Origin of the sequence: Klebsiella quasipneumoniae subsp. quasipneumoniae, from assembly GCF_020525925.1 — a bacterium.
GTDB classification, from domain to species: Bacteria; Pseudomonadota; Gammaproteobacteria; order Enterobacterales; family Enterobacteriaceae; genus Klebsiella; species Klebsiella quasipneumoniae.
Genome location: NZ_CP084876.1, coordinates 548,707 through 574,615 on the forward strand (window position 1 = coordinate 548,707; position 25,909 = coordinate 574,615).

Sequence of the window (25,909 nt, forward strand, 5' to 3'; positions counted from 1 at the left end):
GCGACTGATGCTGTTTAATGCGCTGGCCGCGCTAGGCCATCGCGGTATTAAAACCACCGCGACCTTCGGACGCGCCGGATTAATGCTGTTTAACGCCGTTGTCGGCAAACCAGAGTTTCGCAAGCACGCGCCGCTGCTGGTTCGTCAACTCTACAACGTCGGCGTTCTGTCGATGCTGATTATCATTGTATCGGGCCTGTTTATCGGTATGGTGCTCGGGCTGCAGGGTTATCTGGTCTTAACCACCTACAGCGCAGAGACCAGTCTTGGCATGCTGGTGGCGCTGTCGCTGCTGCGCGAGCTGGGGCCGGTGGTCGCCGCGCTGCTGTTTGCCGGTCGCGCCGGGTCGGCGCTGACCGCCGAGATTGGCCTGATGCGGGCCACGGAACAGCTCTCCAGTATGGAGATGATGGCGGTGGACCCACTGCGCCGCGTCATTTCTCCCCGTTTCTGGGCCGGCGTCATTTCGCTGCCGCTGCTGACGATTATCTTCGTCGCGGTGGGGATCTGGGGTGGCGCGCTGGTGGGCGTGAGCTGGAAGGGCATTGACGGTGGTTTTTTCTGGACCGCGATGCAAAATGCCGTCGACTGGCGAATGGATCTGGTGAACTGCCTGATTAAGAGCCTGGTATTCGCCATTACGGTAACCTGGATTGCGTTATTCAATGGTTATGACGCTATCCCCACTTCCGCCGGGATTAGCCGGGCGACTACGCGCACCGTGGTGCATGCGTCGCTGGCGGTTCTGGGGCTGGATTTTGTGCTGACTGCGCTGATGTTTGGGAATTGAGTTCATGCAAACGAAAAAAAATGAAATCTGGGTAGGGGTGTTCTTACTGGTGGCGCTGCTGGCGGCGCTGTTTGTCTGCCTGAAGGCTGCAAACGTCACCTCGTTACGTACCGAGCCGACTTACCGTCTTTACGCGACCTTCGATAATATCGGCGGCCTGAAAGCGCGCTCGCCGGTGCGCATCGGCGGTGTGGTTGTTGGCCGCGTGGCGGACATCACCCTCGACCCGAAAACCTATCTGCCGCGCGTGGAGCTCGATATTGATGAGCGCTACAACCATATCCCCGATACCAGTTCGCTGGCGATCCGCACCTCTGGTCTGCTGGGCGAGCAGTATCTGGCGCTGAACGTCGGTTTTGAAGACCCGGACCTCGGGACGACTATCCTTAAAGACGGCGGTACTATCCAGGACACCAAGTCCGCCATGGTGCTGGAAGATCTGATTGGTCAGTTCCTTTATAACAGCAAGGGCGGCGACAATCAGAATTCTGGCAATGATAAGGCCGAGGCAGAAGGTCATACTGACGCGACGCCGGCAGCCGGCACGACGCATTAATTTCAGGAGAAATACGATATGTTTAAACGCTTACTCATGGTCGCCATGCTGGTGATTGCCCCGCTGACCGCGGTCCAGGCGGCAGACCAGTCCAATCCGTATAAGCTGATGAATGAAGCGGCGCAGAAAACCTTCGATCGCCTGAAGAATGAACAGCCGAAGATCAAGGCCAACCCTAACTATCTGCGCGACATCGTCGACCAGGAGCTTCTGCCATATGTGCAGGTGAAGTATGCCGGCGCGCTGGTGCTGGGCCGCTATTACAAAGAAGCCACCCCGGCGCAGCGTGAAGCCTATTTTGCCGCCTTCCGTGAATACCTGAAGCAGGCCTATGGCCAGGCGCTGGCCATGTACCACGGTCAGACCTACCAGATTGCCCCTGAACAGCCGCTGGGCAGCGCGACCATCATTCCGATCCGCGTCACCATCCTCGACCCGAATGGCCGTCCGCCGGTACGTCTCGACTTCCAGTGGCGTAAAAACACCCAGACCGGCAACTGGCAGGCCTACGATATGATCGCGGAAGGGGTCAGCATGATCACCACCAAACAAAACGAGTGGAGCGATCTGCTGCGTACCAAGGGCGTTGATGGCCTGACCGCGCAGCTGAAAGCGATCTCCGCTCAGCCGATCACCCTGGAACAGAAAAAATAATGAGCGGGCAGCTGAGCTGGACTCGTGATGGCGAGACGCTGGCGCTGCACGGAGAGCTGGATCAGGATCTGCTGGTCCCGCTCTGGGAGGCTCGTGCCCAGGCGACGGCGGGGACAGCGATCATCGATCTCAGCCAGACCACGCGCGTGGACACGGCGGGCCTGGCGCTGTTAGTGCATTTTGTCGCGCTGATTCGCCGCCAGGGCCGGGAAGCGCAGCTGATCGGCAAGAGCGAAAATCTGCAAACGCTGGTCGGTCTTTACAACCTGCCTGCCGATATGATCCCATAATCTTTTCAGTGCCTTAGCGCTGAAGCTATTCCGAAAGCCCCGGCAATCTTTTCGCCGGGGCTTTTTGCTTGTTTAAGACCGCGCCACTTTCCTCTAAGATGTTGGGCTGTTTTCACTATCAGATAAATTTGAGCCCATGGAAAATCATGAAATTCAGACCGTGCTGATGAACGCACTCCCCCTCCAGGAAGTCCACGTCTCTGGCGATGGCAGCCACTTTCAGGTTATTGCTGTGGGTGAGATGTTCGATGGCATGAGTCGGGTTAAAAAGCAGCAGAGCGTCTACGCGCCGCTGATGGAATATATTGCTGACAACCGCATCCATGCGCTGTCGATCAAGGCCTTTACTCCGCAGGAGTGGGCGCGAGACCGCAAACTAAATGGCTTCTAAGCTGTGGGGGATCCCCTGCAGCGTATGTGAATTTTTAATAGAGAACAGAATCAATGGATAAATTCCGTGTTCAGGGGCCGACTCGCCTTCAGGGCGAAGTCACCATCTCCGGTGCAAAAAACGCCGCCCTGCCAATCCTCTTTTCCGCGCTGCTTGCCGAAGAGCCGGTAGAGATCCAGAACGTACCTAAGCTGAAAGATATCGATACCACCATGAAGCTGCTGAGTCAGCTGGGCGCGAAGGTAGAGCGCAATGGTTCGGTGTGGATTGACGCCGGCCCGGTCGATGTATTCTGTGCTCCGTACGATCTGGTGAAAACCATGCGCGCCTCTATCTGGGCGCTGGGCCCGCTGGTGGCGCGTTTCGGTCAGGGACAAGTTTCTCTGCCTGGCGGCTGCGCCATCGGCGCGCGTCCGGTCGATCTGCATATTAGCGGGCTGGAACAGCTGGGCGCCGAGATCAAACTGGAAGAAGGTTATGTTAAAGCCTCGGTCAATGGTCGTCTGAAAGGCGCGCATATCGTGATGGATAAAGTGAGCGTCGGCGCCACCGTCACTATCATGAGCGCAGCGACCCTCGCCGAGGGGACGACGATTATCGAAAACGCCGCTCGCGAGCCGGAGATCGTCGATACCGCGAACTTCCTTAACGCGCTGGGCGCAAAAATCAGCGGCCAGGGCACCGATCGCATCACCATCGAAGGTGTGCAGCGTCTGGGCGGCGGCGTTTACCGCGTGCTGCCGGACCGTATTGAAACCGGGACCTTCCTGGTTGCCGCAGCCATTTCCGGCGGCAAGATCCTCTGCCGTCACGCGCAACCAGATACCCTGGACGCCGTACTGGCGAAGCTGCGCGACGCCGGAGCGGACATCGAAACGGGCGAAGACTGGATCAGCCTTGATATGCACGGCAACCGTCCGAAAGCGGTTAACGTGCGTACCGCGCCGCATCCGGGCTTCCCGACCGATATGCAGGCCCAGTTCACGCTGCTCAACCTGGTCGCGGAAGGGACCGGCGTGATCACCGAAACGATCTTTGAAAACCGCTTTATGCACATTCCGGAACTGATCCGTATGGGCGCCCACGCGGAGATCGAGAGCAATACCGCGATCTGTCACGGCGTGGAGCAGCTTTCGGGCGCGCAGGTGATGGCGACCGATTTGCGTGCCTCGGCGAGCCTCGTGCTGGCAGGTTGTATCGCTGAGGGAACCACCATCGTCGATCGCATCTATCATATCGATCGTGGCTATGAGCGTATCGAAGACAAACTGCAGGCGCTGGGTGCCAATATTCAGCGCGTGAAAGGCGAGTAACCGCATCCTGTCAGGGCCCGGGCGTCTATCCCGGGTCCTTGTCGAACAATCACATCACTTGTCCATCTTCTTTTGACGCATCATCTGCGTTCTGTCGATAAACTCATGCGTTACCGGATCATGGTAGCGTGACGGCCAGATGACCCACGGCTGTGTATCCAGCGCCGTGGCGATGATTAATTCGCCTTTCGGCCAGGGGCGGGTCAGGGCGTTCGCCAGCGTTGAAGAACTCAGACCGTGCCGTCGCGACTCTGCCGCCAGCGATGTTCCCCGTTTACGTAATCCCGCAACAATATCTGCGGGATGCCAGTCGATGAACTTATCCATAAATTCTCCTGGTGATAAAGATCCTGATCGGCCCATATGGGCGACGGGGACACTATACCCGCGCACCAGGTAAGGTTCTAACAAGTTCTGTTAAAGCGCCGGAATATTCAGAATGTATCAAGGTATCCGGAAATTTACGGTAGGGAATGGGTTTTTACTGGAACTTTCCCGCGCATTGCGCGGGAAGGGGGAGGAGATTAATGATCGCGCTGAACCGCGATATGCGCCAGCCCGATCAAGGCTTCACGCCAGGGGGTGTCAGGGAGAACCTGCAGCGCGGCAATCGCTTTGTCAGCTTCTTCTTCGGCACGTTTCTGCGTCCACTCCAGCGAACCGCAGGCAGCCATCGTTTCCAGGACGGCATCCAGCAGATGGCGGCCGTTGCCCTGCTCGATTGCCCCGCGAATCATCGCCGATTGATCGGCGGTACCATGGTGCATGGCGTGCAGCAGCGGTAGCGTCGGTTTGCCTTCGTTGAGGTCGTCACCGACGTTTTTACCAAGCCGCTCTCCGTCGGAGCTGTAATCGAGTAAATCGTCGATCAGCTGGAAAGCGGTGCCGAGATAGCGGCCATAATCCTGCAACGCGCGCTCTTCTTCCGCAGTGCAGTCGGCCAGTAATCCCGCACACTGCGAGGCAGCCTCAAACAGACGCGCCGTCTTGCTGTAGATGACGCGCATGTAGTTCTCTTCCGTGATATCCGGGTCATTGACGTTCATCAGCTGCAGCACTTCGCCTTCGGCAATGACGTTCACCGCTTCCGACATGACCTCGAGGATCTTCAGCGAGCCCAACTGGGTCATCATCTGAAAGGCGCGGGTATAGATAAAATCGCCGACCAGCACGCTGGCGGCATTGCCAAACGCCGCATTTGCCGTGGCTTTGCCGCGACGCATATCAGACTCATCGACGACGTCGTCATGCAGCAGGGTGGCGGTATGAATAAATTCAATCAGCGCAGCAATGGTGACATGCGCGCTCCCCTGATAGCCCACCGCGCGGGCGGCGAGCACAGCAATCATCGGGCGAATGCGTTTGCCGCCGCCGCTGACGATGTAATAGCCTAACTGATTGATAAGCTGAACATCGGAGTTGAGTTGCTCAAGAATCGTCGCATTGACACCCGCCATATCTTGCGCGGTTAACTCATTGATTTTTTCTAAATTCATCGCAAAAGCCGGGCCAAATGTCCTGTTACCATGAATCCAGGTGGGATCACAGAAGGATTAAGACAGAATTAAAAGAAGTTATGATTGTACTGAAAAATTGCCGTAGATAAACGTTGTCGTGAAAGTTGTGTTTTTTTTCTGCATTGATCGCTAATCGCTCTTGTCAAAGGCTCGCGTTTTGCGTAATATTCGCGCCCTATTGTGAATATTTATAGCGCACTCTGAATCACACGAAGAGGTGCGCGGAAGCGGAGTTTTATATGTACGCGGTTTTCCAAAGTGGTGGTAAACAACACCGAGTAAGCGAAGGTCAGACCGTTCGCCTGGAAAAGCTGGACATCGCAACTGGCGAAGCTGTTGAGTTCGCTGAAGTGCTGATGATCGCAAACGGTGAAGAAATCAAGATCGGCGTTCCTTTCGTTGAGGGCGGCGTAATCAAAGCTGAAGTTGTTGCTCACGGTCGTGGCGAGAAAGTTAAAATCGTTAAGTTTCGTCGTCGTAAACACTATCGTAAGCAGCAGGGCCATCGTCAGTGGTTCACTGATGTGAAAATCACTGGCATCAGCGCCTAAGACCTGAGGAGTAGATTTAAATGGCACATAAAAAGGCTGGCGGCTCGACTCGTAACGGTCGCGATTCAGAAGCTAAACGTCTGGGCGTAAAACGTTTCGGCGGTGAAGCAGTTCTGGCAGGTAGCATCATCGTTCGTCAACGTGGTACCAAATTCCACGCTGGCACCAACGTTGGTTGCGGCCGTGACCACACTCTGTTCGCTTTGACTGACGGTAAAGTCAAGTTCGAAGTTAAAGGCCCGAAAAACCGTAAATTCATCAGCATCGTTGCTGAATAAGTTTTTCGCGTCCCGGTAACGGATGAAAGCCCCGCAACACGTTGCGGGGCTTTTTACATTCGTCTACCGGAAAATTTTTGCAGGGAAACAGGCATGAAGCAGCAGGCTGGGATTGGCATTATTCTGGCGCTTACCACCGCGATGTGTTGGGGAGCGTTGCCGATTGCAATGAAGCAGGTTCTTGAGGTGATGGCGCCGCCAACGGTGGTGTTTTATCGCTTCCTGATGGCCAGTATTGGTCTTGGCGCGATCCTCGCGATCAAAGGCAAACTGCCGCCGCTGCGAATTTTTCGCAAGCCGCGCTGGCTGGTCTTATTAGCGATTGCCACCGGCGGCCTGTTCGGTAACTTCATCCTGTTCAGTTCTTCCCTGCAGTATCTCAGCCCCACGGCTTCTCAGGTCATCGGCCAGCTATCGCCGGTAGGCATGATGGTGGCTAGCGTCGTGATTCTGAAAGAGCGCATGCGCGGCACCCAGGTGGTGGGCGCGTTAATGCTGCTCAGCGGGTTGGTGATGTTCTTCAACACCAGCCTGATTGAAATCTTTACCCGCCTGACGGACTACACGTGGGGGGTAATTTTCGGCGTTGCTGCCGCAACGGTGTGGGTAAGCTACGGCGTCGCGCAAAAGGTGTTATTGCGCCGTCTGGCATCGCAGCAGATACTATTTTTGCTGTACACTTTATGTACGATTGCATTACTGCCGCTCGCTGAGCCTGGGGTGATATCCCGGTTAAGCAGCTGGCAACTGGCATGCCTGATTTTTTGCGGGCTGAATACCCTGGTCGGCTACGGGGCGCTGGCGGAAGCCATGGCGCGCTGGCAGGCGGCGCAGGTCAGCGCGTTAATCACCTTGACGCCACTGTTTACGCTACTGTTTTCTGATTTATTATCAATGGCCTGGCCCGATGTTTTCGCCAGACCGATGTTAAACCTGATTGGTTATCTCGGTGCGTTTGTCGTGGTTGCGGGCGCGATGTATTCCGCCATCGGTCATCGTCTTTGGGGACGTTGGCGTAAGCGAGAGGCGGTAGTACCGCTGCCCCGCTCAGGCGAATGATTTACGGAGAGTAAAATGAAGTTTGTAGATGAAGCAACGATCCTGGTCGTAGCAGGTGACGGCGGCAATGGTTGCGTAAGCTTCCGCCGCGAAAAATATATTCCGAAAGGCGGCCCGGACGGCGGCGATGGCGGTGACGGCGGCGATGTCTGGCTGGAAGCGGACGAGAACCTGAATACCCTGATCGACTACCGTTTTGAAAAATCTTTCCGCGCCGAACGCGGGCAGAATGGCCAGAGCCGCGACTGTACCGGTAAGCGTGGTAAAGACGTGACGGTAAAAGTGCCGGTCGGGACCCGGGTTATCGACCAGGGCACCGGCGAGACCATGGGCGATATGACCAAACACGGTCAGCGTCTGATGGTGGCGAAGGGCGGCTGGCACGGTCTGGGCAACACCCGTTTTAAATCATCCGTTAACCGTACGCCGCGTCAGAAGACCATGGGTACGCCGGGTGATAAGCGCGACCTGCAGCTGGAGCTGATGCTGCTGGCGGACGTCGGAATGCTGGGGATGCCGAACGCCGGTAAATCCACCTTTATCCGTGCGGTCTCCGCCGCCAAGCCGAAAGTGGCTGACTATCCGTTTACCACCCTGGTGCCAAGCCTGGGCGTGGTGCGTATGGACAATGAGAAGAGCTTCGTGGTCGCCGATATCCCGGGGCTGATTGAAGGCGCAGCGGAAGGCGCAGGCCTCGGCATCCGCTTCCTCAAGCACCTTGAGCGCTGCCGCGTATTGCTGCACCTGATCGACATCGAGCCTATCGACGGTTCCGATCCGGTTGAGAACGCGCGCATCATCATCGGCGAGCTGGAGAAATACAGCGAGAAGCTGGCCTCCAAACCGCGCTGGTTAGTCTTTAACAAGATTGACCTGATGGACAAAGCGGAAGCCGAAGCTAAAGCGAAGGCGATTGCTGAAGCGCTGGGTTGGGAAGAGAAATTCTACCTGATCTCCGCCGCCAGCCAGCAGGGCGTAAAAGATCTGTGCTGGGACGTGATGACCTTCATCATCGAAAACCCCATCGTGCAGGCGGAAGAAGAGCAGAAGCCGGAGAAAGTCGAGTTTATGTGGGACGACTATCACCGTCAGCAGCTTGAAGAGGCCGAAGCCGAAGTGGAAGATGACGAAGACTGGGATGACGACTGGGACGAAGACGACGAAGAAGGCGTTGAATTCATCTACAAACGTTAATCCTGACTTCTCTGGATCAAAAAGGGCCGCATCTGATGCGGCCCTTTTGTTTTTAGTTGTTCTGGTACAAATCTTTATAAAGCCGGCTTTCAAAGCGCACCAACGGTATGCGGCGGTTACGCTGATCGGCTGGCTCCACGGCGTAGCCGGAGAGGTATTGCACGAAGGCCACCTTTTGCCCGCTGGCGGTAGTGATGAAGCCCGCAAGGTTATAAACCCCCTGCAGCGACCCGGTTTTCGCCGAGACTTTGCCATCGACGCCCGCCTGATGGAGGCCGGCGCGATACTGCAGCGAGCCGTCATGGCCCGCCAGCGGCAGCATAGAGATGAAGTTGAGCTCGGTGTCGTGTTGGGCGATATACTGCAACACCTGCATCATGGTCGCCGGGGCGATCAGGTTGTGGCGCGACAGGCCAGAGCCGTCGGCGATGATGGTGTTGCCGAGATCAACCCCAGCCTGTTGACGCAGGATCTGACGTACGGCATCGGATCCTGCCCGCCAGGTCCCTGGTACGCCGAACCGGGCATGACCGATGGTACGAAAAACGGTATCCGCAATCATGTTGTCGGATTTCTTCAGCATGATCCGCAGCAGATCGTGCAGCGGCGCCGACTGGGTGGTGGCTAATACCGTGCCGGGCTCATTGGCCAACGTCTGACGCAGCAGCGTGCCGCTATAGGCGATCCCCGCCTGCTTCAGCTCCGCTTTAAGGATCGCCCCGGCGTAGCTGGCGCCATCCTGTATCGCGAAGGCCAGCGGCAGCGGTTCGCTACGCTGCGGCAGGCAGCCGGTGAGGGTATAGCGATTGAGGTCGCCCGGCACCACGTCCAGTTCGCAATACTGGGCTTCCGATGAGCCACGCGCCAGGGTGCGAACCTGACTGAACATGGTGACCGGATAATAGGAGGCGACGCGAATGAAGGCGAGATCGCCCGGCTTCTGCGCGCTATACAGCGAGACCGAGAAGCAGTTGCGGTCGACAATCGCCGCCGCAGGCGGAGCGCTGAAGCATTGCGTCAGGTCGTTCCACGGCCACCCCGGCGCTTTATCATGGCTGGCGAAGACCGAGGTATCGATAAGCACATTGCCGTCGATACGCTGCACGCCAGCTTTTTTCAGCGTCGCCACCATGTTGCGAATATCCTGCCGCTTCAGCGTCGGGTCGCCGCCGAAGCGGGCGATCAGATCGCCTTTCAGCACGCCGCCGTCCAGTGAGCCTTTGGTTTCCAGCGTGGTGGTGAAGCGAAAATCGGGACCCAGCTGCAGCAGGGCCGCCAGCGCGGTAATGACCTTTTGCGTACTGGCCGGAAGCGCCATTTGCTGGCTGTGATAGTCGATTTCCGGCGTCGATGCGCCGACCTTTTGCGCCATAAAGGCAAGGTTCGCACCGGCGGGAAGCTGGGTGATGTACTCGTCAATATTCGCCGCCTGAGCGCTAAGCGCTATACCGGCAGTCAATCCGATGATAAATCTGGGAAATCGCATAATCTCGCGCTAACAACCTGAAGCCAGGCCGTCATACTACGGTGCAACGTCCAGTAAAGTAAACGATGACCCATAATGAACTTCGGGGTAAAATACCTATCAAATGAAAAATTGCTGCTGACCTGGGGAGTGTTTCCCGGGTCGGTTTCTTTTTGCTCGTGTCCTGCCCGTGGACAGGACAGGTGGCGGAGCGGAGCTATCCGTTTCCTGAAGGAATGATAAAGAGGTATAACTAATGCAAGCGATTCCGATGACCTTACGTGGCGCTGAAAAACTGCGCGAAGAACTGGATTATCTGAAGTCTGTGCGTCGTCCTGAAATCATTGCCGCTATTGCTGAGGCCCGTGAACACGGCGATCTGAAAGAGAATGCCGAGTATCACGCCGCGCGTGAACAGCAGGGCTTCTGCGAAGGGCGCATCAAGGATATCGAAGCGAAGCTGTCCAATGCGCAGGTTATCGATATCACCAAAATGCCGAATAATGGCCGGGTGATTTTTGGCTCTACTGTCAGCGTGCTGAACCTCGATACTGACGAGGAACAGACCTACCGTATCGTGGGCGATGACGAAGCTGATTTTAAGCAGAATCTGATCTCCGTGAACTCGCCGATTGCCCGTGGTCTGATCGGTAAAGAGCAGGATGACGTCGTGACTATCCGTACACCGGGTGGGGAAGTGGAATACGAAATTACCAAGGTTGAATACCTGTAAGGCGTATTTCCCGCTACGATGTTTATAGATTGTAAAGAAAGGAAAAAGGCCGCATAGCGGCCTTTTATCAACGTCACGAGCATGGCATTTTGCTCGCCTGGCCACAGAAATCCCTCGTTTTACACAAAGTTGTGTCAGGATTGAGGATATTCTTAGCGTGGCAGCGAGATTTTACGCTCTGGCGTTGGGCGGTACAGAACCAGCGTTTTACCGATGACCTGTACGTTACAGGCGCCGGTTTCGCGCACGATGGCTTCCACGATCAAGGCTTTAGTTTCGCGATCTTCTGAGGCGATCTTCACCTTGATGAGTTCATGGTGCCCTAACGCTTGTTCGATCTCGGCCAGTACCCCTTCGGTCAAACCATTGTTGCCAAGCATAACTACCGGCTTGAGCGGATGTGCCAGACCTTTCAGGTGCTGTTTTTGTTTAGTACTCAGATTCATCGTATTTTTTTGCTTACGTTGGGATTGAAAACGGGTCATTCTACCGCCATCTCCCATATATCGCCAAACTACCGCGTCGATTTTTACGCAGTAAAGTACGATGAACCCGAACGGGAATGTTAAATGACAGGTAAAAAGCGTTCTGCCAGCTCAAGCCGCTGGCTTCAGGAACACTTTAGCGATAAATATGTTCAACAGGCACAGAAAAAGGGGTTACGTTCCCGTGCCTGGTTTAAACTTGATGAAATACAGCAAAGTGACAAAATTTTTAAGCCGGGGATGACGATAGTTGACCTCGGCGCTGCTCCCGGAGGCTGGTCGCAGTATGCGGTCACGCAGATCGGCAACAGCGGCCGCATCATCGCTTGCGATCTTTTACCAATGGATCCAATCGTTGGTGTGGACTTCCTTCAGGGCGACTTTCGTGATGAATTAGTCCTGAAAGCGTTACTTGAGCGAGTAGGCGACAGTAAAGTACAAGTGGTCATGTCCGATATGGCGCCGAATATGTGCGGAACACCGGCGGTGGATATTCCCCGGGCGATGTATCTGGTAGAACTGGCGCTTGAAATGTCTCGTGATGTATTAGCGCCAGGTGGTAGTTTTGTAGTGAAGGTGTTCCAGGGCGAAGGCTTCGATGAGTATCTTCGAGAAATTCGCTCCCTGTTTACGAAGGTCAAAGTTCGTAAGCCGGACTCTTCCCGCGCTCGTTCGCGTGAAGTGTATATTGTAGCGACCGGGCGTAAACCATAACCGGCAGATTTCAAATGAAAGTTTGAAAGAAACTGGATATAGCGTATCCTGACGCTGTTTTTAACACAGTTGTAATAAGAGGTTAATCCCTTGAGTGACATGGCGAAAAACCTAATACTCTGGCTGGTCATTGCCGTTGTGCTGATGTCAGTATTCCAGAGCTTTGGGCCCAGCGAGTCGAATGGCCGCAAGGTGGATTATTCTACCTTCCTGCAAGAGGTCAATCAGGACCAGGTTCGCGAAGCGCGTATCAACGGACGTGAGATCAACGTTACCAAGAAAGATAGTAACCGTTACACGACTTACATTCCGGTTAACGATCCGAAGCTGCTCGATAACCTGTTGACTAAAAACGTCAAAGTTGTTGGTGAACCACCAGAAGAGCCAAGCCTGCTGGCTTCCATCTTCATCTCCTGGTTCCCAATGCTGCTGTTGATCGGCGTCTGGATCTTTTTTATGCGGCAAATGCAGGGCGGCGGCGGAAAGGGCGCGATGTCCTTCGGCAAAAGCAAAGCCCGTATGCTGACGGAAGATCAGATCAAAACCACTTTTGCTGACGTTGCCGGGTGTGACGAAGCGAAAGAGGAAGTCGGCGAACTGGTGGAATACCTGCGTGAGCCGAGCCGCTTCCAGAAACTGGGCGGTAAGATCCCGAAAGGCGTCCTGATGGTCGGTCCTCCGGGTACCGGTAAAACGCTGCTGGCGAAAGCGATCGCTGGCGAAGCAAAAGTGCCGTTCTTTACTATTTCCGGTTCTGACTTCGTAGAAATGTTCGTCGGTGTTGGTGCATCCCGTGTGCGTGACATGTTCGAACAGGCTAAGAAAGCAGCGCCTTGCATCATCTTCATCGATGAAATCGACGCCGTCGGCCGCCAGCGTGGCGCCGGTCTTGGCGGTGGTCACGATGAACGTGAGCAGACCCTGAACCAGATGCTGGTTGAGATGGACGGCTTCGAAGGTAACGAAGGTATTATCGTTATCGCGGCGACTAACCGTCCGGACGTTCTTGACCCCGCGCTGCTGCGTCCGGGCCGTTTTGACCGCCAGGTGGTGGTTGGCCTGCCGGATGTTCGCGGTCGTGAGCAGATCCTGAAAGTGCATATGCGTCGCGTTCCGCTGGCGCCGGATATCGATGCGGCAATCATTGCTCGCGGTACCCCTGGCTTCTCTGGTGCGGACCTGGCCAACCTGGTCAACGAAGCGGCCCTGTTTGCTGCCCGCGGCAACAAACGCGTCGTATCGATGGTTGAGTTCGAAAAAGCGAAAGACAAAATCATGATGGGTGCGGAACGCCGCTCCATGGTGATGACGGAAGCGCAGAAAGAGTCCACCGCTTACCACGAAGCGGGCCACGCGATTATCGGTCGTCTGGTGCCGGAGCACGATCCGGTGCACAAAGTGACGATTATCCCGCGCGGTCGTGCGCTGGGTGTGACCTTCTTCCTGCCGGAAGGCGATGCGATCAGCGCCAGCCGTCAGAAACTGGAAAGTCAGATCTCCACCCTGTACGGCGGTCGTCTGGCGGAAGAGATTATCTACGGTCCGGAACATGTTTCTACCGGCGCGTCTAACGACATTAAAGTGGCGACGAACCTGGCGCGTAACATGGTGACCCAGTGGGGCTTCTCCGACAAACTTGGTCCGCTGCTGTACGCGGAAGAAGAGGGTGAAGTGTTCCTCGGCCGCAGCGTCGCGAAAGCGAAGCATATGTCCGATGAAACCGCGCGTATCATCGACCAGGAAGTGAAATCGCTGATTGAGCGTAACTACGGTCGTGCTCGCCAGCTGCTGAACGACAACATGGACATTCTGCACGCGATGAAAGATGCGCTCATGAAGTATGAGACCATCGATGCGCCGCAGATTGACGACCTGATGGCTCGTCGCGATGTTCGTCCGCCAGCGGGTTGGGAAGAACCCGGTTCTTCTAACAACTCTGACAACAATGGCACGCCTCGTGCGCCGCGTCCGGTCGATGAACCGCGTACGCCGAACCCGGGCAACACCATGTCAGAGCAGCTGGGCGACAAATAAGCTGCCGCTGTTGATGTCTTGTTTTAACCTTAAAACCCCGGGGCGCCCGCTCCGGGGTTTTTCTTTTTTAACCTCTTCAGTCTCAGGGATTTTGTGATGAAACTTGTAGCCCAGGGCTCAACCCTCGATCTCTCTCACCCCCACGTGATGGGTATTCTTAATGTGACGCCTGACTCCTTCTCCGATGGCGGCGCCCATAATTCGCTGATTGAGGCGGTGAAGCATGCCAATCTGATGATCAACGCCGGGGCGACCATCATTGATATCGGCGGTGAATCGACGCGGCCAGGGGCGGCTGAGGTTAGCGTGGAAGAGGAGCTTGCGCGGGTGATCCCGGTGGTGGAGGCTATCGCCCAGCGCTTTGAGGTGTGGATCTCCGTGGATACCTCCAAAGCGGAGGTTATCCGCGAATCCGCCCGGGCAGGGGCGCATATCATTAACGATATTCGTTCGCTGACCGAACCCGGCGCGCTGCAGGCTGCGGCGGAAACCGGGCTGCCGGTGTGTCTGATGCATATGCAGGGACAGCCGAAAACCATGCAGGAGGCGCCGAAGTATGAGGATGTCTTCGCCGATGTGGAGCGCTTTTTTAATGAACACATCGTGCGCTGCGAACAGGCAGGGATCGCAAAAGAAAAATTGCTGCTCGACCCGGGATTCGGTTTCGGTAAAAATCTCACCCACAATTATCAACTGCTGGCCAGGCTGGGAGAGTTTCATCACTTTGGTCTGCCGCTGCTGGTCGGTATGTCGCGTAAGTCGATGGTAGGTCAGTTGCTGAACGTCGGGCCGTCGGAACGGCTGAACGGCAGCCTGGCGTGTGCCGTCATTGCAGCAATGCAGGGCGCGCAGATTATCCGCGTCCATGATGTCAAAGAAACGGTAGAAGCGCTGCGCGTGGTGGAAGCCACTCTCGCCGCTAAGGGAAAAAAACGTTATGAGTAACCGCAAGTATTTTGGCACCGATGGTATTCGTGGCCGCGTCGGCGATGCGCCGATCACTCCGGAATTTGTGCTTAAGCTCGGCTGGGCGGCGGGCAAAGTGTTAGCGCGTCACGGCTCGCGTAAAATTATCATCGGCAAGGATACCCGTATTTCGGGCTATATGCTGGAATCGGCGCTGGAAGCCGGGCTGGCGGCAGCGGGGCTCTCTGCGTCGTTCACCGGGCCAATGCCAACGCCGGCGATCGCCTACCTGACGCGCGCCTTTCGCGCCGAGGCGGGGATCGTCATCTCCGCTTCACATAACCCCTTCTACGACAACGGCATCAAGTTCTTCTCCATTGAGGGCACCAAGCTGCCGGATGATGTGGAAGAGGCGATTGAAGCCGAAATGGAGAAAGAACTCACCTGTGTGGACTCGGCTGAGCTGGGCAAAGCCAGCCGCATCGTCGATGCCGCGGGCCGCTACATTGAGTTTTGTAAAGGCACCTTTCCTAACGAACTGAGCCTCTCCACGCTGAAAGTGGTGGTGGACTGTGCGCACGGCGCAACCTACCACATCGCGCCCAATGTTTTCCGCGAGCTGGGCGCCCAGGTTATCGCGATGGGCTGCGAGCCTGACGGCCTCAACATCAACGAAGAGGTCGGGGCCACCGACGTGCGGGCGCTGCAGGCGCGCGTGCTGGCGGAAAAAGCCGATCTGGGCATTGCCTACGATGGCGATGGCGATCGGGTGATCATGGTTGACCACGAAGGCAATAAAGTCGATGGTGACCAGATCCTCTACATCATCGCCCGGGAAGGGCTGCGTCAGGGACAGCTGCGCGGCGGCGCCGTCGGTACGCTGATGAGCAATATGGGCCTGGAGCTGGCGCTCAAGCAGCTGGGCATCCCGTTTGCCCGCGCTAAGGTGGGTGACCGCTATGTGCTGGAGATGCTCCAGGAAAAAGGCTGGCGCATCGGTGCGGAAAACTCCGGCCATGTGATTCTGCTGGATAAAACCACCACCGGCGATGGCATCGTCGCCAGTTTGCAGGTGGTCGCGGCGATGGTACGCAACCACATGAGCCTGCATGACCTGTGCAGCGGCATGAAGATGTTCCCTCAGCTGCTGGTGAATGTGCGCTTTACCGAGGGCAGCGGTAACCCTCTGGAGAATGAGCATGTCAAAGCGGTGACCGCAGAAGTGGAAGCGGCGTTAGGTAAGCGTGGCCGCGTCCTGCTGCGTAAATCGGGTACGGAACCGCTGATCCGCGTTATGGTGGAAGGCGAGCATGAAGATCAGGTGCACGAGTTTGCGCATCGCATCGCCGAAGCGGTAAAAAGCGTCTAAGCTTGTCGGCTAAGTGGTTAAAAAGGCGGCGCTTGCCGCCTTTTTTATGATCGAACACCGGCTTTTTGCTGTTTTTTTCTGCAGTTGATACAATGTGTCGAAATTGCCCTTGCGAAGGTCATTCGCTTTGGTTAGTATTCACACCCGCTTCAGTGGGAAACGTTAAAACGTCCCGCTTTATTGGTCGAAGCACTTGGTATGCGGCGAATCCGCAAGGAACAGGTTGATTATGTACGAAGCTCTTTTGGTTGTTTTCCTTATTGTAGCGATTGGCCTCGTAGGTCTGGTTATGCTGCAGCAAGGTAAAGGCGCTGATATGGGAGCCTCCTTCGGTGCAGGCGCTTCCGGCACACTGTTTGGGTCCAGCGGTTCTGGTAACTTCATGACCCGTATGACCGGCATCCTGGCTGCGCTGTTCTTCATCATCAGTCTGGCGCTGGGTAACATCAACAGCAACAAGACCAGTAAAGGAAGTGAGTGGGATAACCTGAGCGCGCCGAAAACAGAGCAAACTCAGCCAACTGCGCCGGCTCAGCCGACCAGCGATATCCCGCACTAAGTATTCTGTACCGAGGTGGTGGAATTGGTAGACACGCTACCTTGAGGTGGTAGTGCCCTAACGGGCTTGTGGGTTCGAGTCCCATCCTCGGTACCAATATTCCAGAAAAAAGACGCTGAAAAGCGTCTTTTTTTGTTTTTATCCCCGCCGGTCATTTATTAATAAACATCTCTTCACTGGCTCCCGCCTTTTACTGTCGTTAAAGTCGCCACGTCTAATCAACAGAGGTGAAGTGACACAATGAACAAGATCGGGTTGCTTATCGTCGCCGGCGCGCTCGGTTTAGCGGGATGCAGTTCAACATCGCCATCCAAAACGGTGGAGACGATTAATGCGCTAACCGTACCGGTATCATACAGTGAGCCTGGCGTTGCAGCGAATAATGCCCAGGCGGTGACGCGCTATTTCCAGGACAATACGGCACTGATTGGTCGCCTTAATCATTCATTGAAAAGCCATTATCTGCAGGATGTTGAGCGCCGCGATGTGTTCGACAGACACAGCGAGGCGTATCAGGTGTATGGCGCTCTGACCCGCCTGGAGCAGATGGCGTCCATGAATGAGGTTTACCGCAAAGAGAATAATGTTGCTGGCCTGCAGGAGATTAACCGCGTACTGAAAAGCGTGCCGCAGGCCAGTTAAGAATGAAGCAGGGACTGCCGGATGGCAATCCCTGTGCATGGATTAAAAGCGGAAGTTAACCCCGGCGTAGGCCCCGTCGGCGAGGGTGTTGTCGCGATGGCCGTCTTTCCCCGCCATATCGATATATCGATAGCCTGCTTCGATATTCAGCGACGGCAGCACGTTAAGGCGTACCCCGGCATTGGCCTCCACATAATCATCGACGCCGCTGGACATCGAGTCCGGCGAGTAATAGCCCTCACCGAAGAGCGTGAAGTACTGGCCGAGAGGGAGCTCTGCTCCGCCACCCGCGGCGATGGCGTAGCCTTCATCCCCATCTTTAGGGTTCAGATAGATGCCTTTACCGCCCAGCGTCATCAGGAAAGGCCCGAGGTTGAAGTTATAACCCATACCCAGTCCAATGGTGTCGCCGTCATTGTCACTATGCGCCCACTGGGTATTGAACGTCATTCCAGGTTCCCCGGCGCCAAAGCTGGCAGACAGATTGGTAAACTCGCTACCGGCTTCACCATGCAGATTAACGGATGCGCAGGCGGCGCCGCTGGCCCCCACAGCGATCATCAGGGCTACCATTTTTGGAGCAATAGACTTCATTGTTGAATTCCTTCAGATAAAAAAAAGCCCGATACGGGTGTTCGGGCAAAATTAACGGGTTTTTGGATCTCATCGTTATGGTCGAGCAGGCGGTAGGAGAGGGGATCAACTCCCGCTACCGCTGCTCACGCCTGGCCGATTGCCGGCGGCATATCCTGCGCCTGCGCAGGCCCGGCGATGCACGCCTTGGCTGTCTGCTGGTCGTACCCGGCACAGGATGTCCTCCGGTAACTCAGGTAGTTAGATTAAAATTATTTTTTTGTTACCGTTAGCGTTTATTGGTTTAAATTTAAACAACTTCAGCTGTAAGATGAATAGCCACAAATGACAGAGGTTGGCGCGAGTCAGAATTTTTCAGGAAGTGAGGCAATGCTTTGTAAATAACCCCCCCGGGCAAAGGCAATATAACCGCCTTTCTTTAAGGCTGACAAGACATTAAGAATACTGCTGCGTGAGAGATGAGTCCGGTCCTGAATATATTCAAGAATAGATACGCGCTGTCGTGTCTCTTCAGTTAAGAGCATCATTTCCAGCAGATGGTTACGGATCACCGAATAGGTTCGCTGTTGCAATACCAAATCGTCACGATACACCATATACGAGGTATGATAGGCCAGCAGGATTGTCACTTCTTCCCACAGATTATGCTGACGAAATAGCGCCGACGCCAGATCGTAGTCGATACGCAGCAGCTCGGATGAGACCTCTGCACGCAGGCTATGACTGCGGCTGGGCTGCAGCATTTCCGCCACGCCGAAAAGGTGGGGTTCATAGACGGTCACCATCAAGAGCCTGTCGGAATTACGAATAATCGACAACTCGCCTTTTTTAAAAATAAAGAGCTGGGTTTTGCCTTTATATTCCCACGTGAGTCTTTTTCTGGCGATCGCGTTAACGGGCGTCGCGTGTGGCTCAAGCACATCGATCAATCGGTCAATGGCCTTCTGCGGCCTGATAGGCGGTTTAATATTCATGATGTTTATCACCAGATACGAATTAATCAATTGAGGATATTATAGTCAACAATTTTGCTGACCAGGCGATAAGGAAATAATGCCTCTTTTCGAATTTTCTGGTGCAGACTGGTAACAAAAAATAAAAAAGCCGGCGGAGAGCCGCCGGCAGAGAGCAAACATCGTCAGGCGATTATTTGCCTTTGTTTTCCAGATTTTCAACCTGCGGTAAACCCGTCGCTGAGGAGGCGCTCAGCAGGCCAGACTGCGCGTAGCCGAACAGCTTCTCGCGGGTATCGGTGATATCCAGATTACGCATGGTCAGCTGGCCGATACGGTCTTCAGCGGTAAACATGGAATCGCCTTTTTCCATGGTCAGACGCTCTGCTTTATAGGTCAGGTTGTCTGATACCGTATTGAGGATCGAGTAGTCGTTGCCGCGACGCAGCTCAAGGGTGACTTCGCCGGTGATCTGGCTGGCGACCCAGCGCTGCAGCGAATCACGCAGCATCAGCGCCTGGGAATCGAACCAGCGGCCCTGATACAGCAGACGGCCCAGCTGGCGACCGTGAGCGTGATATTGCTCAATAGTATCTTCGTTATGAATACCGGTCAGCAGACGCTCATAAGCGATATGCAGCAGCGCCATCCCCGGGGCTTCATAAATGCCGCGGCTTTTCGCTTCGATAATCCGGTTTTCGATCTGGTCGCTCATGCCCAGGCCGTGACGACCGCCGATGCGGTTGGCTTCCAGCATCATCTCGACGTCATCGGCGAAGGTTTTGCCATTAAGCGCTACCGGGTGACCCTGCTCAAAACGTACGGTGACCTCTTCCGCAGGGATCTTCACGTTTTCGTCCCAGAACTTCACGCCCATAATCGGGTTGACGATCTTGACGCTGGAATTCAGAAACTCCAGATCTTTCGCTTCGTGGGTAGCGCCGAGCATGTTGGAGTCGGTGGAATAGGCTTTCTCGACCGACATCTTGTAGTCAAAGCCGCAGGCGATCATAAATTCGGACATTTCGTGACGGCCGCCGAGTTCATTGATGAAATCGCTGTCCAGCCACGGTTTGTAGATCTGCAGTTCAGCGTTGGTCAGCAGGCCGTAGCGATAGAAACGTTCGATATCGTTGCCTTTATAGGTGCTGCCATCGCCCCAGATGTTGACGCCGTCTTCTTTCATTGCCGCTACCAGCATGGTGCCGGTGACCGCGCGGCCCAGCGGCGTGGTGTTGAAGTAGGTCAACCCGCCGGTGGTGTTATGGAAAGCGCCACACTGAATCGCGGCGATCCCTTCTGCGACCAGCTGTTTGCGGCAGTCGATCAGACGGGCGCCTTCGGCGCCGTACTCTTTCGCGCGGCGCGGAATAGCATCGTAGTCGTCTTCGTCCGGTTGACCCAGGTTAGCGGTATATGCATAAGGCACGGCGCCTTTTTTGCGCATCCATAACAGCGCGGCGCTGGTATCCAGTCCACCAGAGAAAGCGATACCAATACGTTGACCAACCGGGAGATGCTTGAGAATCGTCGTCATAAAATAAAACCCTGCTCGATAGACTGTGGTGAGTTCGACTCAACAACCTTAACTGTATTTTTATGCATTAATTGTGAGTATTCATTTAACCATCTTTTACTGGTGACAGGAAGGGCTTCATCATCTTTTTGCTAAAAAAGCCTGAAATACCAGCACAAACGGCAATCGGGGGCGATAAAATGCATGTTGACAAAATATACTAATTGTCGTTACAATTCATCCCGATTTTATGTCCCGTCTTCGGTACCAAATCCCAGCAGTATTTGCGTCTTTTGCTCAAAAAGAGTAAAATATGCCACGTTTCAGGCGCGGGGTGGAGCAGCCTGGTAGCTCGTCGGGCTCATAACCCGAAGGTCGTCGGTTCAAATCCGGCCCCCGCAACCACTTTCCCATTAAGTACTTTTTCAAATATACTGTGAGGACTAGGTGTCCTTCGTAGCCGAATTTGAAAGAATTCTTGCGGAAGGTGTTCCAGATCGCCATGGCGATCTCAGGGTTCAGTTATCTAAAGCCCCGATTTATCGGGGTTTTTTGTTATCTGACTTCAGAATAACTGGGCTATACGCCCTTTTTTTATGTCTTGGGGGTGGGTTTGTCCACATTAGAGCAAAAATTGACAGAGATGCTCACTGCGCCGGTTGAAGCGCTTGGCTTTGAGCTGGTCGGCATCGAATTTATTCGCGGTCGCACATCCACACTGCGCATCTATATTGATAGTGAAGATGGCATCAACGTTGATGATTGTGCTGATGTGAGCCACCAGGTAAGCGCCGTCATGGATGTCGAAGACCCGATCACTGTCGCTTACAACCTGGAAGTCTCTTCGCCTGGTCTCGACCGTCCGATGTTCACCGCCGAACACTATCAACGTTTCACTGGCGAAGAAGTTGCGCTGGTGCTGCGCATGGCGGTTCAGAACCGTCGCAAATGGCAGGGCATTATCAAAGCGGTAGACGGTGAAATGATCACGGTAACCGTCGAAGGCAAAGATGAAGTGTTCGCGCTGAGTAACATCCAGAAGGCGAACCTGGTTCCCCACTTTTAACAGTCTGGATTGAGGTGAAAGGCCCCGATGAACAAAGAAATTTTGGCTGTTGTTGAAGCCGTTTCCAACGAAAAAGCGCTGCCGCGTGAGAAAATTTTCGAAGCGCTGGAAAGCGCGCTGGCAACGGCCACCAAGAAAAAATACGAACAAGAGATCGACGTTCGCGTTGAAATCGACCGCAAGAGCGGCGATTTCGACACTTTCCGTCGCTGGCTGGTTGTAGAAGAAGTCACCCAGCCGACGCGCGAGATCACGCTGGAAGCCGCGCGTTTCGAAGATGAAAGCATGAACGTCGGCGACTACGTCGAAGATCAGATTGAATCTGTCACCTTCGACCGCATCACCACCCAGACCGCTAAACAGGTTATCGTGCAGAAAGTTCGCGAAGCCGAGCGCGCGATGGTGGTCGATCAGTTCCGCGAGCACGAAGGTGAGATCATCACCGGCGTGGTGAAAAAAGTGAACCGCGACAACATCACTCTGGATCTGGGCAACAACGCTGAAGCCGTGATCCTGCGTGAAGATATGCTGCCGCGTGAAAACTTCCGTCCGGGCGACCGCATTCGCGGCGTACTGTACGCCGTCCGTCCGGAAGCGCGTGGCGCCCAGCTGTTCGTGACCCGTTCCAAACCTGAGATGCTGATCGAACTGTTCCGCATCGAAGTGCCGGAAATCGGTGAAGAAGTGCTGGAGATCAAAGCGGCAGCTCGCGATCCGGGCTCTCGTGCCAAAATCGCGGTGAAAACCAACGACAAGCGTATCGACCCGGTTGGCGCTTGCGTCGGTATGCGCGGCGCGCGCGTGCAGGCGGTATCCACCGAGCTGGGCGGCGAGCGTATCGATATCGTCCTCTGGGATGATAACCCGGCGCAGTTCGTGATTAACGCTATGGCGCCGGCAGACGTCGCGTCCATCGTGGTGGATGAAGATAAACACACCATGGATATCGCGGTAGAAGCGGGCAACCTGGCGCAGGCGATTGGCCGTAACGGTCAGAACGTCCGCCTGGCCTCGCAGCTTAGCGGCTGGGAACTCAACGTGATGACCGTTGACGATCTGCAGGCTAAGCACCAGGCGGAAGCGCATGCCGCTATCGATACCTTCACCAAATATCTCGATATTGATGAAGATTTCGCGACAGTGCTGGTTGAAGAAGGCTTCTCCTCACTGGAAGAGCTGGCCTATGTGCCGATGAAAGAACTGCTGGAAATCGACGGTCTGGATGAAGCCACCGTTGAAGCACTTCGTGAGCGTGCGAAAAACGCACTGACTACGCTGGCGCTGGCTCAGGAAGAAAGCCTGGGAGATAACAAACCTGCCGATGATCTGTTGAATCTCGAAGGTCTGGATCGTGCCCTGGCATTCAAACTGGCTGCCCGTGGTGTTTGTACGCTGGAAGATCTCGCCGAGCAGGGCGTTGATGACCTGGCTGATATCGAAGGGATGACCGACGAGAAAGCTGGCGAGCTCATCATGGCCGCTCGCAACATTTGTTGGTTCGGCGACGAAGCGTAATAAACTGTAGCAGGAAGGAACAGCATGACAGATGTGACTATTAAAGCGCTGGCCTCAGAGATTCAGACCTCTGTGGATCGCCTGATACAGCAATTTGCTGACGCAGGCATCCGCAAAACGGTTGATGATTCTGTGACCTCGCAAGAGAAACAAACTTTGTTGACGCACCTGAACCGTGAGCACGGTTCGGCGCCAGACAAGCTGACGTTACAGCGTAAGACGCGCAGTACGTTGAATATTCCAGGTACCGGTGGAAAGAGTAAATCGGTACAAATCGAAGTCCGCAAGAAACGCACCTTTGTGAAACGCGATCCGCAAGAGGCTGAACGCCTGGCCGCGGAAGAGCAGGCGCAGCGTGAAGCGGAAGAGCAGGCCCGTCGTGAAGCTGAAGAAGCAGCGAAACGCGAGGCGCAATTAAAAGCTGAACGTGAGGCCGCAGAACAAGCTAAACGTGAAGTCGCTGATAAAGCGAAACGTGAAGCTGCGGAAAAAGACAAAGTGAGCAATCAACATACCGACGAAATGACCAAAACCGCCCAGGCTGAAAAGATCCGTCGCGAGAACGAAGCCGCGGAACTGAAGCGCAAATCGGAAGAAGAAGCACGCCGCAAACTTGAAGAAGAAGCGCGCCGTGTAGCGGAAGAAGCACGCCGTATGGCAGAAGAAAACGAAAAAAATTGGTCTGAAACTTCAGACAGCCCGGAAGACACAAGCGACTATCACGTCACCACGTCACAGCATGCTCGTCAGGCTGAAGATGATAACGATCGTGAAGTCGAAGGCGGCCGCAGCCGCAGCCGTAGCAGCAAAGCGGCGCGTCCGGCGAAGAAAGGCAACAAACACGCTGAATCTAAAGCCGATCGTGAAGAAGCCCGTGCGGCCGTTCGCGGCGGCAAAGGCGGTAAGCACCGTAAAGGTTCCGCTCTGCAGCAGGGCTTCCAGAAGCCGGCGCAGGCCGTTAACCGTGATGTCGTGATCGGCGAAACCATCACCGTTGGCGAACTGGCTAACAAGATGGCGGTGAAAGGTTCGCAGGTCATCAAAGCGATGATGAAGCTGGGCGCCATGGCGACCATCAACCAGGTCATCGACCAGGAAACCGCACAGCTGGTTGCCGAAGAGATGGGCCACAAAGTTATCCTGCGTCGTGAAAACGAGCTGGAAGAAGCGGTAATGAGCGATCGTGACACCGGCGCGGCGGCTGAACCGCGCGCACCGGTTGTGACCATCATGGGTCACGTTGACCACGGTAAAACCTCGCTGCTGGACTACATCCGTTCCACTAAGGTTGCTTCCGGCGAAGCGGGTGGTATTACCCAGCACATCGGTGCTTACCATGTAGAAACCGACAACGGCATGATCACCTTCCTGGATACCCCGGGCCACGCCGCGTTTACCTCCATGCGTGCTCGTGGTGCGCAGGCGACGGATATCGTGGTTCTGGTGGTGGCGGCAGACGACGGCGTGATGCCGCAGACTATCGAAGCTATCCAGCACGCCAAAGCGGCGCAGGTGCCGGTGGTGGTTGCGGTGAACAAGATCGATAAGCCTGAAGCCGATCCGGACCGTGTGAAGAACGAACTGTCCCAGTACGGCATCCTGCCGGAAGAGTGGGGCGGCGAGAGCCAGTTCGTCCACGTCTCCGCGAAAGCCGGTACCGGTATCGACGACCTGCTGGACGCGATCCTGCTGCAGGCTGAAGTACTCGAGCTGAAAGCGGTCCGTAACGGGATGGCGAGCGGCGCGGTGATCGAATCCTTCCTTGATAAAGGTCGTGGTCCGGTCGCTACCGTTCTGGTTCGCGAAGGTACTCTGCACAAGGGCGATATCGTTCTGTGCGGCTTCGAATACGGTCGTGTGCGTGCGATGCGTGACGAACTGGGTCGCGAAGTGCTGGAAGCGGGTCCGTCTATTCCGGTGGAAATCCTCGGCCTGTCCGGTGTGCCGGCTGCCGGTGATGAAGTGACCGTGGTTCGTGACGAGAAAAAAGCGCGTGAAGTGGCGCTGTATCGTCAGGGCAAATTCCGTGAAGTTAAGCTGGCGCGTCAGCAGAAATCTAAACTGGAAAACATGTTCGCTAACATGACCGAAGGCGAAGTTCACGAAGTGAACATCGTGCTGAAAGCGGACGTACAGGGTTCTGTCGAAGCGATTTCCGATTCCTTACTGAAACTGTCTACCGACGAAGTGAAAGTGAAGATCATCGGTTCCGGCGTAGGTGGTATCACCGAAACCGACGCCACCCTGGCTGCAGCATCCAACGCGATTCTGGTTGGCTTCAACGTTCGTGCCGATGCCTCTGCACGTAAAGTTATCGAAGCGGAAAGCCTGGATCTGCGTTACTACTCCGTCATCTATAACCTGATCGACGAAGTGAAAGCGGCGATGAGCGGCATGCTGTCTCCGGAACTGAAACAGCAGATCATCGGTCTGGCTGAAGTGCGTGATGTCTTTAAATCGCCGAAATTCGGCGCCATCGCGGGCTGTATGGTTACCGAAGGGACGATCAAACGTCACAACCCAATCCGCGTGCTGCGTGACAACGTGGTTATCTATGAAGGCGAGCTGGAATCCCTGCGCCGCTTCAAAGATGACGTTAACGAAGTCCGTAACGGCATGGAATGTGGTATCGGTGTGAAGAACTACAACGACGTTCGCGTTGGCGATATGATCGAAGTGTTCGAAATCATCGAAATCCAGCGTAGCATCGATTAATCATCGGATGGCTAAGCCGCCGGGGAAGCGAAGCGCCACCCGGCAATCAT

At 55.2% G+C, this 25,909-nt stretch carries 27 protein-coding genes and 2 tRNA genes; 22 read left to right on the forward strand and 7 right to left on the reverse strand.

Features of this window, described 5'->3' with window-relative positions:
• Positions 1–7 precede the first annotated feature (7 nt).
• The 6 genes from mlaE to murA all read left to right on the forward strand — a co-directional run bounded on the left by mlaE (position 8) and on the right by murA (position 3,994).
• Positions 8–790 (forward strand): lipid asymmetry maintenance ABC transporter permease subunit MlaE, encoded by a 783-nt coding sequence (gene mlaE / locus LGM20_RS02660; protein ID WP_004150949.1) that lies wholly within the window; start codon positions 8–10, stop codon positions 788–790.
• Between the two features lie 4 nt (positions 791–794).
• Positions 795–1,346 carry an outer membrane lipid asymmetry maintenance protein MlaD gene (gene mlaD / locus LGM20_RS02665; RefSeq protein WP_004206195.1) on the forward strand — a complete coding sequence of 184 codons (552 nt, stop codon included), beginning with the start codon at positions 795–797 and terminating at the stop codon, positions 1,344–1,346.
• 18 nt (positions 1,347–1,364) lie between these two features.
• Positions 1,365–2,000 (forward strand): phospholipid-binding protein MlaC, encoded by a 636-nt coding sequence (gene mlaC / locus LGM20_RS02670; RefSeq protein ID WP_023291126.1) that lies wholly within the window; start codon positions 1,365–1,367, stop codon positions 1,998–2,000.
• The gene (mlaB, locus tag LGM20_RS02675; protein ID WP_023291125.1) at positions 2,000–2,290 is read left to right on the forward strand and encodes a lipid asymmetry maintenance protein MlaB; all 291 of its coding nucleotides are present in this window, start codon (positions 2,000–2,002) and stop codon (positions 2,288–2,290) included. Before mlaC ends, mlaB begins: the two co-directional genes overlap by 1 nt.
• Positions 2,291–2,426: 136 nt before the next feature.
• Positions 2,427–2,681 carry a BolA family iron metabolism protein IbaG gene (gene ibaG / locus LGM20_RS02680; protein ID WP_004144910.1) on the forward strand — a complete coding sequence of 85 codons (255 nt, stop codon included), beginning with the start codon at positions 2,427–2,429 and terminating at the stop codon, positions 2,679–2,681.
• 53 nt (positions 2,682–2,734) lie between these two features.
• On the forward strand, positions 2,735–3,994 hold the full coding sequence (murA, locus tag LGM20_RS02685; RefSeq protein ID WP_023291124.1) for a UDP-N-acetylglucosamine 1-carboxyvinyltransferase: 1,260 nt from the start codon (positions 2,735–2,737) through the stop codon (positions 3,992–3,994).
• A gap of 54 nt (positions 3,995–4,048) precedes the next feature.
• Here murA and sfsB read toward each other — a convergent pair whose 3' ends face one another.
• Both sfsB and ispB read right to left on the reverse strand, forming a co-directional pair.
• Positions 4,049–4,321, reverse strand: a complete 273-nt coding sequence (sfsB, locus tag LGM20_RS02690; RefSeq protein WP_004206189.1) for a DNA-binding transcriptional regulator SfsB — start codon at positions 4,319–4,321, stop codon at positions 4,049–4,051.
• Positions 4,322–4,518: 197 nt separating this feature from the next.
• Positions 4,519–5,490 (reverse strand): octaprenyl diphosphate synthase, encoded by a 972-nt coding sequence (gene ispB / locus LGM20_RS02695; protein WP_023291123.1) that lies wholly within the window; start codon positions 5,488–5,490, stop codon positions 4,519–4,521.
• 260 nt (positions 5,491–5,750) lie between these two features.
• Between ispB and rplU the strand changes: the two genes are divergently transcribed.
• From rplU to cgtA, 4 genes are all read left to right on the forward strand, one after another.
• Positions 5,751–6,062, forward strand: coding sequence for a 50S ribosomal protein L21 (gene rplU, locus LGM20_RS02700; RefSeq protein WP_002918379.1), 312 nt, complete (start codon positions 5,751–5,753; stop codon positions 6,060–6,062).
• Between the two features lie 20 nt (positions 6,063–6,082).
• Positions 6,083–6,340: a 50S ribosomal protein L27 gene (gene rpmA / locus LGM20_RS02705; RefSeq protein WP_002434222.1), complete on the forward strand. Its 258-nt coding sequence runs from the start codon at positions 6,083–6,085 to the stop codon at positions 6,338–6,340.
• A 93-nt stretch (positions 6,341–6,433) separates the two neighbouring features.
• Complete coding sequence (locus LGM20_RS02710; protein WP_004206187.1) at positions 6,434–7,399, forward strand: DMT family transporter; 966 nt, start codon at positions 6,434–6,436, stop codon at positions 7,397–7,399.
• Between the two features lie 15 nt (positions 7,400–7,414).
• Entirely contained in the window at positions 7,415–8,593 is a 1,179-nt protein-coding gene (cgtA, locus tag LGM20_RS02715) for an Obg family GTPase CgtA (RefSeq protein WP_004206186.1), read from the forward strand.
• 52 nt (positions 8,594–8,645) lie between these two features.
• On the opposite strand, the gene dacB is transcribed toward cgtA, so the two are convergent.
• Positions 8,646–10,079, reverse strand: a complete 1,434-nt coding sequence (dacB, locus tag LGM20_RS02720) for a serine-type D-Ala-D-Ala carboxypeptidase (protein WP_023291122.1) — start codon at positions 10,077–10,079, stop codon at positions 8,646–8,648.
• 235 nt (positions 10,080–10,314) lie between these two features.
• On the opposite strand from dacB, the gene greA reads away from it, so the two are divergent.
• Positions 10,315–10,791 (forward strand): transcription elongation factor GreA, encoded by a 477-nt coding sequence (gene greA / locus LGM20_RS02725; RefSeq protein WP_002918375.1) that lies wholly within the window; start codon positions 10,315–10,317, stop codon positions 10,789–10,791.
• Between the two features lie 152 nt (positions 10,792–10,943).
• Here the strand turns inward: greA and yhbY are convergent, their stop codons facing one another.
• A complete protein-coding gene (gene yhbY, locus LGM20_RS02730) occupies positions 10,944–11,237 on the reverse strand; it encodes a ribosome assembly RNA-binding protein YhbY (RefSeq protein ID WP_002918374.1) in 294 nt (97 codons plus the stop codon).
• Positions 11,238–11,360: 123 nt separating this feature from the next.
• On the opposite strand from yhbY, the gene rlmE reads away from it, so the two are divergent.
• The 7 genes from rlmE to LGM20_RS02765 all read left to right on the forward strand — a co-directional run bounded on the left by rlmE (position 11,361) and on the right by LGM20_RS02765 (position 17,500).
• On the forward strand, positions 11,361–11,990 hold the full coding sequence (gene rlmE / locus LGM20_RS02735; protein ID WP_008806638.1) for a 23S rRNA (uridine(2552)-2'-O)-methyltransferase RlmE: 630 nt from the start codon (positions 11,361–11,363) through the stop codon (positions 11,988–11,990).
• Between the two features lie 99 nt (positions 11,991–12,089).
• Positions 12,090–14,024 carry an ATP-dependent zinc metalloprotease FtsH gene (ftsH, locus tag LGM20_RS02740; protein ID WP_004206183.1) on the forward strand — a complete coding sequence of 645 codons (1,935 nt, stop codon included), beginning with the start codon at positions 12,090–12,092 and terminating at the stop codon, positions 14,022–14,024.
• Between the two features lie 96 nt (positions 14,025–14,120).
• A complete protein-coding gene (folP, locus tag LGM20_RS02745) occupies positions 14,121–14,969 on the forward strand; it encodes a dihydropteroate synthase (protein ID WP_004206182.1) in 849 nt (282 codons plus the stop codon).
• Positions 14,962–16,299 carry a phosphoglucosamine mutase gene (gene glmM / locus LGM20_RS02750; protein WP_004206179.1) on the forward strand — a complete coding sequence of 446 codons (1,338 nt, stop codon included), beginning with the start codon at positions 14,962–14,964 and terminating at the stop codon, positions 16,297–16,299. The genes folP and glmM overlap by 8 nt, the downstream gene beginning before the upstream one ends.
• A gap of 229 nt (positions 16,300–16,528) precedes the next feature.
• Positions 16,529–16,858, forward strand: coding sequence for a preprotein translocase subunit SecG (gene secG / locus LGM20_RS02755; RefSeq protein WP_002918369.1), 330 nt, complete (start codon positions 16,529–16,531; stop codon positions 16,856–16,858).
• A gap of 9 nt (positions 16,859–16,867) precedes the next feature.
• Positions 16,868–16,954 (forward strand) — tRNA-Leu (locus LGM20_RS02760).
• Between the two features lie 297 nt (positions 16,955–17,251).
• A complete protein-coding gene (locus LGM20_RS02765; RefSeq protein ID WP_072420646.1) occupies positions 17,252–17,500 on the forward strand; it encodes a hypothetical protein in 249 nt (82 codons plus the stop codon).
• A gap of 42 nt (positions 17,501–17,542) precedes the next feature.
• Here the strand turns inward: LGM20_RS02765 and LGM20_RS02770 are convergent, their stop codons facing one another.
• The 3 genes from LGM20_RS02770 to argG form a co-directional block, all read right to left on the reverse strand.
• Entirely contained in the window at positions 17,543–18,094 is a 552-nt protein-coding gene (locus LGM20_RS02770) for a YfaZ family outer membrane protein (protein WP_032454172.1), read from the reverse strand.
• A 344-nt stretch (positions 18,095–18,438) separates the two neighbouring features.
• On the reverse strand, positions 18,439–19,068 hold the full coding sequence (locus LGM20_RS02775) for a winged helix-turn-helix transcriptional regulator (RefSeq protein ID WP_023291118.1): 630 nt from the start codon (positions 19,066–19,068) through the stop codon (positions 18,439–18,441).
• A 172-nt stretch (positions 19,069–19,240) separates the two neighbouring features.
• The gene (gene argG, locus LGM20_RS02780; RefSeq protein ID WP_004144895.1) at positions 19,241–20,584 is read right to left on the reverse strand and encodes an argininosuccinate synthase; all 1,344 of its coding nucleotides are present in this window, start codon (positions 20,582–20,584) and stop codon (positions 19,241–19,243) included.
• A 307-nt stretch (positions 20,585–20,891) separates the two neighbouring features.
• Between argG and LGM20_RS02785 the strand changes: the two genes are divergently transcribed.
• The 4 genes from LGM20_RS02785 to infB all read left to right on the forward strand — a co-directional run bounded on the left by LGM20_RS02785 (position 20,892) and on the right by infB (position 25,859).
• Positions 20,892–20,968, forward strand: a tRNA-Met gene (locus LGM20_RS02785).
• Positions 20,969–21,176: 208 nt separating this feature from the next.
• The gene (rimP, locus tag LGM20_RS02790; RefSeq protein ID WP_002918364.1) at positions 21,177–21,629 is read left to right on the forward strand and encodes a ribosome maturation factor RimP; all 453 of its coding nucleotides are present in this window, start codon (positions 21,177–21,179) and stop codon (positions 21,627–21,629) included.
• 27 nt (positions 21,630–21,656) lie between these two features.
• Entirely contained in the window at positions 21,657–23,144 is a 1,488-nt protein-coding gene (nusA, locus tag LGM20_RS02795) for a transcription termination factor NusA (protein WP_002918252.1), read from the forward strand.
• Positions 23,145–23,168: 24 nt separating this feature from the next.
• Positions 23,169–25,859 (forward strand): translation initiation factor IF-2, encoded by a 2,691-nt coding sequence (infB, locus tag LGM20_RS02800; protein WP_044524835.1) that lies wholly within the window; start codon positions 23,169–23,171, stop codon positions 25,857–25,859.
• Positions 25,860–25,909: the final 50 nt, after the last annotated feature.